This is a genomic window from Paraburkholderia atlantica, from assembly GCF_009362785.1.
Lineage (GTDB): Bacteria > Pseudomonadota > Gammaproteobacteria > Burkholderiales > Burkholderiaceae > Paraburkholderia > Paraburkholderia atlantica.
Map to the genome: position 1 here is coordinate 139674 of NZ_WHNQ01000005.1, position 12312 is coordinate 151985.

The window sequence follows — 12312 nt, forward strand, 5'->3', positions numbered from 1 at the left end:
CCGCTCAGGATCGTTGGGTCAGGCTTGCTTCGCCGCTTGAATCGCGGACCATACGCGATGCGGCGTGGCCGGCATCTGCAGATTGGTCACGCCAAGCGGCGCGAGCGCGTCGATGATCGCGTTGATCACGGCCGGCGGTGAGCCGATTGCGCCCGCTTCGCCGCAGCCTTTGACGCCCAGCGGGTTGTGCGTGCACGGCGTGCCCTTCGAGGTCTCGACCGTGAAGTCGGGCAGGTCGGACGCATGCGGCATCGCGTAGTCCATGTACGAGCCGGACAGCAGCTGGCCGCTGTCGTTGTCGTACACGCAGCGCTCGAGCATCGCCTGGCCGATGCCTTGCCCGAGGCCGCCATGCACCTGGCCTTCGACGATCATCGGATTGATCACGTTGCCGAAATCGTCGACCGCGGTGAACTTCTGGATGCGGCTCTCGCCGGTGTCCGGATCGACTTCGATCTCGCAGATGTACGCGCCCGATGGATACGTGAAGTTGGTCGGATCGTAGAACGCGCTTTCTTCGAGGCCCGGTTCGAGCACGTCGAGCGGATAGTTGTGCGGCACGTAGGCGGCGAGCGAAATTTCCGCGAACGCCTTGGTGCGGTCGGTGCCCGCGACGCGGAACACGCCGTTCTTGAACTCGATGTCTTCCGCCGACGCTTCGAGCAGATGCGCGGCGATCTTCTTCGCCTTCGCTTCGATCTTGTCGAGCGCCTTCGAGATTGCCGAGCCGCCGACCGCGATCGAACGCGAGCCATACGTGCCCATGCCGAACGCGATGCGGCCGGTGTCGCCGTGCACGATTTCGACGCTGTCGAGCGGAATGCCGAGGCGATCCGCGACTACTTGCGCGAAGGTCGTCTCATGGCCCTGGCCGTGGCTGTGCGAGCCCGTGAACACCGTGACGGAACCGGTCGGGTGCACGCGAATCTGGCCGACTTCGAACAGGCCCGCGCGCGCGCCGAGTGCGCCCGCGATGTTCGACGGCGCGAGACCGCATGCCTCGATGTAGCACGAGTAGCCGAGGCCGCGGCGCTTGCCGTTCTGTTCCGATTCCTGCCGGCGCGCGGCGAAGCCTTCGACGTCCGCGAGCGTCAGCGCGCGCGACAGGATCGCGTTGTAGTCGCCGGTGTCGTACGTGAGGCCGACCGGCGTCGCGTACGGGAACTGCGTGATGAAGTTGCGGCGGCGAATTTCCGCGGGGTCGAGCTTCATCTCGCGCGCCGCGGCTTCGACCAGACGCTCGACGACGAACGTCGCTTCCGGCCGGCCCGCGCCGCGATATGCATCGACGGGAACGGTGTTGGTGAAGACCGCCTTCACTTCCGCGTAGATCGCGGGCGTCGCGTATTGGCCGGCGAGCAGCGTCGCGTACAGGATCGTCGGCACGCTCGACGCGAACGTCGACAGATACGCGCCCATGTTGGCGATCGTATGCACGCGCATCGCGAGGAACTTGCCGTCGGCGTCCATTGCCAGCTCGGCCTTGGTCACGTGATCGCGGCCGTGCGCGTCGGAAACGAATGCCTCGGAGCGCTCGGCGGTCCATTTGACCGGCCGGCCGATCTTCTTCGATGCCCACGTGAGCGCGACGTCTTCCGCGTACAGGAAGATCTTCGAGCCGAAGCCGCCGCCGACGTCGGGCGCGATCACGCGCAGCTTCGATTCCGGCAACGACAGCACGAACGCGGCCATCAGCAGCCGCTCGACGTGCGGATTCTGATTCGCGACGTACAGCGTGTAGCTGTCGTCCTGCGCCGAATAGCTCGCGTTGACCGCACGCGGTTCGATCGCGTTCGGCACGAGGCGGTTGTTGACGATGTCGAGCGTGGTTACGTGCGCGGCCTTGGCGAACGCTGCATCGGTCGCGGCCTTGTCGCCGTGGCCCCAGTTGTAGCAGACGTTGTCGGGCACTTCGTCGTGCACCGCCGCCTGACCCGGGTCGGCCGCATGCGCGGTATCGACGACGGCCGGCAGTTCTTCGTAATCGACCTCGATCAGTTCGGCCGCATCTTTGGCGGCCTTGATCGATTCGGCGATCACGAGCGCGATCTGGTCGCCCACATGCCGCGCCTTCGTATGCGCGATCACCGGATGCGGCGGCTCGTTCATCGGCTTGCCGTCGGTGCTGTGGATCAGCCAGCCGCACGGCAGTCCGCCGACCTTCTCCGCCGCGAGGTCCGCGCCGGTGAAGATCGCGACGACGCCCGGCGACTGTTTGGCCGCGCTCGTGTCGATGCTGTTGATCTTGGCGTGCGCGTGCGGCGAGCGCAGGAATACCGCGTAGGTTTGCTGCGGCAGCACGATGTCGTCGGTGTACTGGCCTTTGCCGGTCAGGAAGCGATAGTCTTCCTTGCGTTCGACGGCGGCGCCGATCAGGCTCTGTGTATCGGGTGCGTTCATCGTCGGCTCCTCAGGCGGCGGTTGCGCCGGCGGCATTCGCGCCGGCAGTTGCGCTCGATGCTGTGGACGCCTTCATACCCGCGGCGCCTTCGAGCACGGCCTTGACGATGTTGTGATAGCCGGTACAGCGGCACAGATTGCCGTCGAGCTGCTCGCGCACTTCGTCGCCGGTCAGATCGGGTTGACGCTGGACCAGCGATACCGCGCTCATCACCATGCCCGGTGTGCAGAAGCCGCATTGCAGACCGTGGCAGTGCTTGAACGCCGCCTGCATCGGATGCAGTGCGCCATTGTGCGCGAGCCCTTCGATGGTCGTGACTTCGGCGCCATCGGCTTGCGCGGCGAGGATGTTGCAGGACTTGATCGCGCGGCCGTTCAGATGCACGGTGCAGGCGCCGCATTGCGCGGTATCGCAGCCGACGTGGGTGCCGGTCAGACGGAGTTGATCGCGCAGGAACTGGACAAGCAGGGTGCCAGGGTCGACTGAGGCGCTCACGGGTGCGCCATTGACCGTCAGACTGATGCTGATCGCCATGAAGCTGTCTCCTTTATTGATCGGAGCGAGCGCTTCGGCGTATCGATCCCCGCCTCCACGCTGACCACGATCCCATGCAAGATAGTTGCTGTGGGTGAGACCGGACCTGTGATTGTTGTTGCCCCTGCTTTTGCTTCGACTGCGAGTGACTGCGGTTCGCGAGGTCCGATGAGGGTGCTGCGGGTTTTACAAGTCTGCCGAAAAGTAAAGCACAAATCGCGCGGACGCGCTATGAGGGGAAGTGTGTCGGCGCGCGCGAGCGCACGTAGAGAAGATGGGGGCCACGGAACGGGACGCCGCAAAGACAAGCGCCCCGTCTGCAGGGCATGACGGGGCGCTTCGATAGATCAGCGGAAAGCGATGCCGCGCTCGCGACCATTCAGCTCATTGGCGCGGCCTCGTCGAAAACGGCGCTTTACTTTGCCAGTTTCGAATGACGGCGCGAGTAGCCGAAATAGACGACCATGCCGATCGCAAGCCAGATCAAGAACGCGCCCCACGTGATGCCTTGCAGATTCAGCATCAGGAACAGGCACGATGCGACCGCGAGCACCGGCACGACCGGCACGCCCGGGCAACGGAACGCACGCGGCAGCTCGGGGTGCGTCTTGCGCAGCACGAGCACCGCGATCGACACCATCGAGAATGCCGCGAGCGTGCCGATGTTGATCAGCTCAGCCAACACATTGAGCGGCACCAGCGCGCCGATCAGGCCGAAGAAGATGCCGACGAGCCACGTCGTGAAAAACGGCGTCGCGAAGCGCGGATGCACTTTCGACAGCTTCGCGGGCAGCAGGCCGTCGCGCGACATCGCGAAGATCACCCGCGTTTGACCGTAAGCCATTACGAGAATCACGGTCAGCATGCCGAGCACGGCGCCGAGATCGATGAAACCTGCGACCCAGTTCTGCCCGGCGAGCTGCAGCGCGTACGACACCGGGTGGGAAATGCCCATGAACTTCTCGGACGGCACGATGCCGGTGACGACCGCGGCCACGGCCACGTACAGCACCGCGCACACGCCGAGCGACGCGATGATGCCGATCGGCAGATCGCGCTTCGGGTTCTTCACCTCTTCCGCCGCCGACGACACCGAGTCGAAGCCGATGAAGGCGAAGAACATCACCGCGGCCGCGCCGAACACGCCGCTCCAGCCGTGCGGCATGAACGGGTGCCAGTTGGCCGGCGTGACGTGAAACACGCCGACGCCGATCACGAGCAGCACGACCACGACCTTGATCGCCACCATGATGTTGTTGATCCGCGCGGATTCACGCACACCGACCGACAGCAGCGTGGTGATCGCCATCATCACGAGGAAGGCGGGCAGGTTGAACAGCGTTTCGTGTCCGGGGACGGCGCCGGGGGCCGCGGTCAGCGCCATCGGCAGCGACACGCCGAAGCCCGACAGCAGCGACTGCAGATAGCCCGACCAGCCGACCGACACCGCCGAGGTCGCGAGCCCGTATTCGAGCATCAGGTCCCAGCCGATGATCCACGCGGCCAGCTCGCCGAGCGTCGCGTACGAGTACGTGTAGATCGAACCGGCGACCGGAATCGTCGATGCGAATTCGGCATAGGCGAGCGCGGCGAAGCCGCAGGCGATCGCCGCGATCACGAACGAGATCATCAGCGCGGGCCCGGCCTGCAAGGCGCCCGTGCCGGTCAGCACGAAGATGCCGGTGCCGATGATCGCGCCGACGCCGAGGAAGGTCAGGTCGAGCGCGCCGAGCGCCTTTTTCAGGCCGGCGGTCTGAGCGCTTGCCGCAAGCATGTGCTCGACGCTCTTTTTTCGAAACAGGGACATTGGCGTGGGTCTCCAGTGGTGCACGCGTGTTGCGCGCCGAATGTCGGGGAAAACCCGCAATTCTAGCGGATGCGTGCCATCGGGCCGGTTCAAGGCGGCGCTTCGCGGGTCGGGGCGATGGGTGGAAGTTCCCGCCAGGAGGGACGACGGTGGTCTTGCGGTGCCGCACGCAGTGCGGCGGTCGAGCTTTTACCGAGTAGGCGATTGATGGGGACGGAATTTCTCCGTCTGCACCGGCGCACCGATGGGTAGCTGCGGCACAACGCCGCAGGCACGGGAGGCGGCGCCTGCTGGACTAGCCGGCCATCGCGGGATTCAGATCGACGAGGCGGTTGCTCATCACATAGAACGTCAGCTCCGCGTTGTTGCGCAGCTTCATCTTGTCGAGCAGCCGCGTGCGGTACACGCTGACCGTCTTCACCGACAGCGACAGCGTGGCCGCGATATCGGTGAGCCGTTTGCCCGACGCGAGCATGCACAGCGTCTGGTACTCGCGATCGGACAGCTTTTCGTGCGGCAACTGCTCGCCGTCGAACGACACGTAGTCGGCGAGCGCCTCGGCCATCTCCGGGCTCACGTATTTGCGGCCCGCGGCGACCTGCTGGATCGCGCCGATCATCTGCGCGGCATCGACCGTCTTCGACAGATAGCCGGACGCGCCGGCTTTGAGCGCGCGCACCGCGTACTGGTCCTCGCGGTACATCGAGAACATCAGCACCGCGACGCGCGGCGCTTTGCGCTTCAGGCGCTTGAGCACCTCGACGCCATTCATGTCGGGCAGCGAGATGTCGAGCAGCACGACGTCGAAGCCGTGATGGACGACCGAGTCGAGCGCTTCGGAGCCGCTTTGCGCCTCGGCGACCTCGCGCGCGACGCCGCGATCGAGCAGCAGCTGGCGGACGCCCTGGCGGACCACCGCGTGATCTTCGACGATCAGGATGCGCAGGCTCATGGTCGCGGGCTCACGATTGCAGCGCGCGGCGGGCGGCGCACGGGGCGGGGCTGGCTGCCAGCAGCGCGTGCCACGCGAAGCGGGCCTGGATCAAGGTGCCGCGCGAGGCGATGGCGCCGTTGCCGCCCGTGCCGCTGTCCTCGCCGCGACCGACGCTCGAGCGCCTCGTGCCGACTCGCAGCGCGCCGTCGAATGCTGCGCAGCGCGCCTGCATGCCGGTGAGGCCGAACTGACCGCCGGGTTCTTTCTTGCTACCGCGATCGCGCGCGCCGCGCCGCAAACCAATGCCGTCGTCGTTGATGAGGAGTTTCAGATGACGCGCACCGGTTTCGATGCGCACGTCGGCGCAGCTCGCCCGTGCGTGCTTCGCGACGTTGTTCAGCGCTTCCTGCGCGACACGGAACACGGCAAGCGCGGCATCGGCCGGCAGGCGCGCGAGCCGCGCGTCGTCGGGGCAGGTAAAGGTGGCGCGCAAGCCGGTCCGCGTGGAGAAGTCGCGCACCCAGCACATCAGCGCGCCGGCGACGCCCGTTTCGAACGACGGCGCGTGCAGTTGCGCGATGGCCTCGCGGCTCGCTGCGTGCACGGCGTCGAGCGAACGGTTCGCGACCGCGAGCGCGGCCGCGCATTGCGGCGGCGCGTCGGTGGGCAGCCAGGTTTCGATGCCGGCGAGCGCGAAGCGCGTCGCGGTCAGCTCGGCGCCGACGCCGTCGTGCAGCTCGCGCGCGACGTGGCGGCGCACACTTTCCTGCGCCTCGACCAGTTCGGCCGACAGCTCGCGGACCCGCGCGCGCAGCCGCTCGATCTCGCGCGCGGCGTGCGATGGCATGTCGAAGCCATCACGCTGCGCGGCCGAGGCCAGCGCAGCGTTGAACGGGACGGCAGTCGACGTATCCATGAATTTCCCTCTCAGGAAGCGGAGTGGACAGCGAAGCGGGCGCGCGCAGACGGAATCACGCCTGCGAATCACGAGGTTTCGCGTCGGACGAAACACGATGGCCCAACGTAACGAAATTTACATTCAGTAACAACTCGGGTTGACGATGTTCAATGCATGAATTCGTCTGATCTCGCGGCGCGATGATATCCCAAAAAGATTAAAAAAGCAGTCGCACCAAGGGTTAGCGCATGGTTTGCAGAAATTACTTGATGTTCCTCATGCGCGCGCCTTGTCGGAGGAATTCTGACAGCGGAGGTGATGTAACGGCGGCCGATTTGTAACGGAGCAACAAAAAAAGGAGCCCGCAGGCTCCTTTTTTGGAATTCGCGGCGCGGGGGCCGCAACAGGGAATGCCGGCTTAGCCGACGAAGGCCTTTTCGACCACGTAATGACCCGGCTCGTTGTTGCTGCCTTCCTTGAAGCCCGCGTCTTCGAGCAGCTTGCGCGTGTCGCGCAGCATGTGCGGGCTGCCGCACAGCATGACGCGGTCGTTTTCGAGCGAGAAACCCGGCACGCCGAGGTCGGCGAACAGTTTTTCGGTTTCGATCAGCTCGGTGATGCGGCCGCGGTTTTGGAACGCTTCGCGCGTGACCGTCGGGTAGTACAGCAGCTTTTCCTGCACGAGCTCGCCGAGGTGTTCATGCGCCGGCAGGTGCTCGGTGATGTATTCCTTGTACGCGAGTTCGTCGACGAAACGGCAGGTGTGCGTGAGGACCACGCGCTCGTAGCGGTCGTAAATGTCCGGATCTTTGATGATCGACATGAACGGCGCGAGGCCCGTGCCGGTGGACAGCAGCCACAGCGTCTTGCCCGGCAGCAGGTTATCGGCCACCAGCGTGCCGACCGGCTTCTTGCCGATCAGCACTTCGTCGCCGACCTTCAGATGCTGCAGACGCGACGTGAGCGGACCGTCCTGCACCTTGATGCTGAGGAATTCGAGGTGTTCTTCGTAGTTCGCACTCGCGAGGCTGTAGGCGCGCAGCAGCGGCTTGCCGTCGACCTGCAGGCCGACCATCGTGAACTGGCCGTTTTCGAAGCGGAACGACGGATCGCGCGTGCAGGTGAAGCTGAAAAGCGTATCGGTCCAGTGATGGACGCTCAGGACGGTTTGTGAATTCAGGTTGCTCATGGCTTCTTGGATAGTGCGAAAACAAAGGCGGCCAGTCGTCTGAGCCGGCCGGCACGGCAAGGGCGATGCTGCGCTGATCCGTGGTCGGGACTCCCGCGCAATCGAGCATTTTACCGTGCCCGCCGGGGCGGGGCCGCAGCGCGGCGCTCGAGCGTGGTAAAGCGGGTTGCCAAACCGGGAAGCGGCGGCGCCGGCTTGCTGGCGCCGCGAAGTACGTTGGCGTGAGTGCGGCCGTGCTTCAGCGGGGTACGGCGATTCGGCGAATGCCGCGCAGGGCGGCTGCCATTGGCTGTCCGCCAGGCGCGAAAGCAACGCGCCGCGTGGGCAACAATTTCAAGATGATACCGAAACGCGGCGTGCGCTGCAGCATTGACCCTGCAGATATAACTGGCAAAAGGGGCGGAACTGTCCCGGCGCGATGGGGATCGCCTCGCGTTCGACTATCGGTTGCACGGCGCGATTTTTTGGGGAATACGCCTGACGTCACGTCGTTTACGCAGCACGCGAGTCGCGCGAAGCAGGGCAGTGCGGTGGCTGCGCGGCTCGTCCTGGCGGCTGCGACCGCCACTGCCAGTAGGAGGTGTCAAATGGAAACTTCTCGTGCGATATCTGCATTCGGTTCATACACGGACTTCAACGGATTGGTGATACGGGCACGCGCATCGCGCCGCGTACGTCGTGCGGTGTGTCAAGCCGGTCTGCTGGTTTTATCGTTGGGGGCGGTCGGAGCCGAGGCGCAGGAGGTGATTTTGCCGCCGCAGGCCGTGACCTCGTCGACCGTTCCGGCCAACGGGGATGTCAATCCGTATGGCATGGCGTTCGTGCCGTTCGGCGTGCCGTCCTGGAGCACACTCAAACCCGGCGATGTGGTGGTGTCGAATTTCAATGCTCAGTCGAACCTGCAGGGAACCGGTACGACGATCGTCAAGCTCGTGTCCAATAGCAATCCCGTGACCTTCTTCCAGGGGCAAAATCTCGGTCTCACGACGGCGCTCGCGGTGCTCAGAAGCGGCTTCGTTCTGGTGGGCAACGTCCCGACTACGGATGGCAAGAACGTCGTCCCTCCGGGCTCGTTGCTCGTCATCAATCCGCAAGGCGGGCTCGTCACGGAACTGAAAGATCAGAGGCTGCTGGATGGCCCTTGGGACCTCACCGTGATCGACGGGGGACGATTCGTCCGGGTCTTCGTCTCGGATGTGCTGAACGGAAAGGTCGCGCGGATCGATCTTTCGATCGGGGAGAACGGCGTTCAGATGCTGCCTAGCTCGACCATCATCGCGTCAGGCTATCTACACCGCACCGATCCGGCGGCACTGCTGGTCGGCCCGACCGGACTGGCATACGACCCAACGCATGACGTGCTGTACGTCGCCTCGACCGGTGACAACGCGGTGTTCGCCATCTACGGCGCCGCGGGCGCGAATCACGATGGCGGCGTCGGCCGGATGATTTACCACGACAACAAACATCTGCACGGTCCGCTTGCGCTGGCGCTCGCACCCAACGGGCATCTCGTTACCGCAAACGGCGACGCGGTCAACCCCGACCCGAATCAGCCCGGCGAAATCGTCGAGTTCACCGTCGACGGACAATTCGTCGCCCAATTGCAGGTCGATCCTGCGCCGGGCTCCGCGTTCGGCCTCGCCTTCGGCCTCGATAGCAACCGCCACCTGCAGTTCACAGCGGTGGACGACGCCACCAACACCGCGACGGTCTGGACGTTGCGCACGAACAATCAATAAGGAAACCGAGGACGACGATCGGGGACGTCCTGACGCGTCGGGGACACGTCACGGTCACACGGTTTCACGGCGAATCTATCGGTACACAGATATGGGTCGGGGGCGGCGATTGTAGCGGCAAGCCTCAGTCAAATAAGGAAAATCTGTCCGATGGTATTGATGACGCCAACTCGCGGGTGCCGCTTGCTCACGCCGCCGCCGCCCGCTTTTTTCCGCGCTGCTTCAACACCCGCGCCTGCAACACGATCACGAGCAGCAGGAACACAGCCCCATCAGCCGCCCGGCGCTTCGCCGCTGTGCGCGACGTTTCCCTGAATCCTGCCCGGCCGCGCGAGGCAGATACCGTGACCCGAGCGGCGGCGCCACTGTCATGGCTCGACGATCCGGCGAACGCCGCGCGCCTCGTCACATTGTCGGCTGGCGCATTGCGCGCGGTGCTGGCGCCGGACATTGGCGGCGCTCTCGCGGCGTTCTAGGAAGTCACGTCGGAAGGTCCGTTGCACTGGCTGCGGCCAGCGCTGCCGGAAGCGTTCGAAGCGCGCAATCCGCTGCGCATGGCGAGCTTCCCGCTGTTCCCGTACTGCAACCGGATTCGCGATGCGCGCTTCGCGTTCGACGGCGCGACGATCGATCTCGCCGGCAACGACCCGCATTTCGCCCACGCGCTGCATGGCAACGCGTGGCGTCGTCCGTGGCGCGTCGGCGCGCGCAGCGAAAGCGCGGTGGACTTGCACTTCGAGCACGAGCCCGCTGCGAGCGTGACCGGCGACTGGCCGTTTCGCTATCGCGCGCGGCAGCGTATCGAGTTGCGCGGTGGCGCGCTCCACATCACGATGTCCGCGCGAAATCTCGCCGATCGGCCGATGCCGTTCGGCATGGGCCATCACCCGTACTATCCGCGCACCGCGGGGACGCGCATCCATGCCGACGTTCAGGCGATGTGGCACGCGGACACCGACGTGCTGCCGACGCATCTCGGCCCGCATCCGGCCGTCGACGCGTTGCGCGCGGGCATGTAGCCCGACGCGTTCGATCTGGACAACAGCTTTTCGAACCGGTCACGCGTGGCGACGATCGCGTGGCCCGACGAGCGCCGCAATCTGACGATGCGTGCCGACGCGCCGTTCGATCACCTGGTCGTGTTCGCGCCGGCCAACGATCCGCAGCTATGCGTGGAGCCGGTCACGAATACGATCGACTGCTTTAACGCGGTTGGTACACAAGAGCATGTCGGCGGCTGCGTGTTGCAGTCGGGCGAAAAGATCGAAGCGGCGTTGAGCTGGACGCCGCATCGCGAGTGAGGGGTTAGGCGCTTTCCGTTGGCGAAAGCGCAACGAACAGAAGCGTTTACTCCACCCGCAACTTCGCCATATACGGCAAATGGTCCGACAGCCACGCAGTCTCCTGCGTCGGCTGGATCCATTCGACCGGCTGCATGCCGCGCACGAACATCTTGTCGAGCGACAGCGCCGGCGAGAACGCCGGGAACGTGCGCGCCGGTTCGCCGAGCAGCGTCGCGACTTCCTGCAAGCCGTGCTCGCGAAAGAGCGGTACCGAGTCGTTGCGCCAATCGTTGAAGTCGCCGGCCAGCACGAGCGGACCGTCCGGGGCTTCCTTCGCGATCCAGTGCGCGATCCAGTTCATCTGCCGCAAGCGCGCCGGTCGCGTCAGCGCGAGATGCGCGCACAGCAGCGTGACGAGCCGGCCGCCGAACGTCGCACGCGCGACCAGCAGACCGCGCTTTTCGAAGCGGTGCGCCGAAATGTCCCAGCGGCCGCCGAGGTCCAGCGGATGCGGCGACAGGATCGCATTGCCGTGCCGCCACGACGGCTTGAACACGTTCGGGCCGAGCGCGACTTCGAGTTCGAGCGCGCGCGCGATTTCGGTTGCCTGACAGTGCCAGACGTCGGACAGCGGATCGCCCATCGGTGCGCCGAAACTGCTCGCCAATACCGGCGACGGCATGCGCCGCGCCATCGCTTCCTGCAGGAAGTACGCGTCCGCGTGAGTCGATTGAACCCAGCGCTGCATCGCCTGCCAGGCCTGAAAACCGAGCGGGGTGCGGCCCTTGTGCAGGTTCCAGCTCACAGCGACGAAATCGTTCGGCGCGAGGCTCTCGCGGATCAATTCTTCTGGGTTTCGCATGCCGCGTTATCCACGTGTTCTGTTTGAGCGCGCCGGTCAGGCGCGCGGTTCCTGTCAGTTTGGATTGTTGCCGCCAGTCGCGGCGCCATTGCCGCTCATGCCGCCATTCGTACCGGTGCCGTTCGCCCCGTTGCTCACGACGCTCGCATGCACGCGGTACACGAGGTTCGGATTGCGATCGACGATCGTCCAGCTCGCCCATTGGTCCGGCGGCACCACCAAACCCGGGTGGCTCGCGCTCACCTGGCGCGGCTGCGGCGGCAGCTTGCAGCCGATGTCGGTGCGCCCCGCGTTGGTGTCCTCGAGCGTTTCCTGCGTGTCGATCGAAAACATCACGCCCTCGGGATCGACGCGTAGCGGCGACACCGTGATGGTGCGCGACAGATCGATGCTGCCGGCCGGCTGGTCCTTGCAGCCGACGTTGTGTTGCACGACCTGATGATGCGTATCCGTGCGCGCCTGGCCGACGGTGGTGGTGCCGTCGAACGAATCGATCTGCTGGCCGTCTTTCACCACCTGCAACTGCCATTGCACGACCTGCTGCGCTGGCCGTTGTTGCGCGTGAGCGAGCAACGAAGCGCCAAGCAGCATGGCCACGATACCGGTTTTCCACATAAAAAGATCTCCGCTCACGCGTCGGTTGCGGGGTTGCCTTGCCTCTC

Annotated in this window: 10 protein-coding genes and 1 pseudogene; 2 read left to right on the forward strand and 9 right to left on the reverse strand. The window is 65.1% G+C overall.

Annotated features, from left to right (window positions below; all coding sequences use genetic code 11):
- Positions 1 to 18 precede the first annotated feature (18 nt).
- The 6 genes from GCT19_RS09300 to GCT19_RS09325 all read right to left on the reverse strand — a co-directional run bounded on the left by GCT19_RS09300 (position 19) and on the right by GCT19_RS09325 (position 7763).
- A complete protein-coding gene (locus tag GCT19_RS09300; protein WP_152851704.1) occupies positions 19 to 2400 on the reverse strand; it encodes a xanthine dehydrogenase family protein molybdopterin-binding subunit in 2382 nt (793 codons plus the stop codon).
- 10 nt (positions 2401 to 2410) lie between these two features.
- Complete coding sequence (locus GCT19_RS09305; RefSeq protein ID WP_018436904.1) at positions 2411 to 2935, reverse strand: (2Fe-2S)-binding protein; 525 nt, start codon at positions 2933 to 2935, stop codon at positions 2411 to 2413.
- Positions 2936 to 3350: 415 nt separating this feature from the next.
- Positions 3351 to 4742: an amino acid permease gene (locus GCT19_RS09310; protein ID WP_018436903.1), complete on the reverse strand. Its 1392-nt coding sequence runs from the start codon at positions 4740 to 4742 to the stop codon at positions 3351 to 3353.
- A 295-nt stretch (positions 4743 to 5037) separates the two neighbouring features.
- Positions 5038 to 5694, reverse strand: a complete 657-nt coding sequence (gene rqpR / locus GCT19_RS09315; RefSeq protein ID WP_013088107.1) for a response regulator transcription factor RqpR — start codon at positions 5692 to 5694, stop codon at positions 5038 to 5040.
- 10 nt (positions 5695 to 5704) lie between these two features.
- Positions 5705 to 6592 carry a sensor histidine kinase gene (locus GCT19_RS09320; protein ID WP_018436902.1) on the reverse strand — a complete coding sequence of 296 codons (888 nt, stop codon included), beginning with the start codon at positions 6590 to 6592 and terminating at the stop codon, positions 5705 to 5707.
- 400 nt (positions 6593 to 6992) lie between these two features.
- Entirely contained in the window at positions 6993 to 7763 is a 771-nt protein-coding gene (locus GCT19_RS09325; RefSeq protein WP_018436901.1) for a ferredoxin--NADP reductase, read from the reverse strand.
- A 587-nt stretch (positions 7764 to 8350) separates the two neighbouring features.
- Here GCT19_RS09325 and GCT19_RS09335 point away from each other — a divergent pair.
- A complete protein-coding gene (locus tag GCT19_RS09335; RefSeq protein WP_227749228.1) occupies positions 8351 to 9505 on the forward strand; it encodes an NHL repeat-containing protein in 1155 nt (384 codons plus the stop codon).
- 187 nt (positions 9506 to 9692) lie between these two features.
- On the opposite strand, the gene GCT19_RS09340 is transcribed toward GCT19_RS09335, so the two are convergent.
- Positions 9693 to 9956, reverse strand: coding sequence for a hypothetical protein (locus GCT19_RS09340; protein ID WP_193727394.1), 264 nt, complete (start codon positions 9954 to 9956; stop codon positions 9693 to 9695).
- Here GCT19_RS09340 and GCT19_RS09345 point away from each other — a divergent pair.
- A pseudogene (locus GCT19_RS09345) lies at positions 9850 to 10806 on the forward strand (aldose 1-epimerase). The gene GCT19_RS09340 and the pseudogene GCT19_RS09345 sit on opposite strands and share 107 nt — an antisense overlap.
- A 46-nt stretch (positions 10807 to 10852) precedes the next feature.
- On the opposite strand, the gene GCT19_RS09350 reads toward GCT19_RS09345, so the two are convergent.
- Together GCT19_RS09350 and GCT19_RS09355 are read right to left on the reverse strand one after the other, a co-directional pair.
- The gene (locus tag GCT19_RS09350) at positions 10853 to 11650 is read right to left on the reverse strand and encodes an endonuclease/exonuclease/phosphatase family protein (RefSeq protein WP_152851706.1); all 798 of its coding nucleotides are present in this window, start codon (positions 11648 to 11650) and stop codon (positions 10853 to 10855) included.
- 54 nt (positions 11651 to 11704) lie between these two features.
- A complete protein-coding gene (locus GCT19_RS09355; protein WP_152851707.1) occupies positions 11705 to 12265 on the reverse strand; it encodes a hypothetical protein in 561 nt (186 codons plus the stop codon).
- Between the last annotated feature and the right edge of the window lie 47 nt (positions 12266 to 12312).

Bases quoted from the DNA above. Each gene is read 5' to 3' on its own strand.
- GCT19_RS09310 (WP_018436903.1), bottom strand. From the start codon at position 4,742: ATGTCCCTGTTTCGAAAAAAGAGCGTCGAGCACATGCTTGCGGCAAGC.
- GCT19_RS09305 (WP_018436904.1), bottom strand. From the start codon at position 2,935: ATGGCGATCAGCATCAGTCTGACGGTCAATGGCGCACCCGTGAGCGCC.
- GCT19_RS09350 (WP_152851706.1), bottom strand. From the start codon at position 11,650: ATGCGAAACCCAGAAGAATTGATCCGCGAGAGCCTCGCGCCGAACGAT.
- GCT19_RS09320 (WP_018436902.1), bottom strand. From the start codon at position 6,592: ATGGATACGTCGACTGCCGTCCCGTTCAACGCTGCGCTGGCCTCGGCC.
- GCT19_RS09325 (WP_018436901.1), bottom strand. From the start codon at position 7,763: ATGAGCAACCTGAATTCACAAACCGTCCTGAGCGTCCATCACTGGACC.
- GCT19_RS09300 (WP_152851704.1), bottom strand. From the start codon at position 2,400: ATGAACGCACCCGATACACAGAGCCTGATCGGCGCCGCCGTCGAACGC.
- GCT19_RS09335 (WP_227749228.1), top strand. From the start codon at position 8,351: ATGGAAACTTCTCGTGCGATATCTGCATTCGGTTCATACACGGACTTC.
- rqpR (WP_013088107.1), bottom strand. From the start codon at position 5,694: ATGAGCCTGCGCATCCTGATCGTCGAAGATCACGCGGTGGTCCGCCAG.
- GCT19_RS09340 (WP_193727394.1), bottom strand. From the start codon at position 9,956: ATGTCCGGCGCCAGCACCGCGCGCAATGCGCCAGCCGACAATGTGACG.
- GCT19_RS09355 (WP_152851707.1), bottom strand. From the start codon at position 12,265: ATGTGGAAAACCGGTATCGTGGCCATGCTGCTTGGCGCTTCGTTGCTC.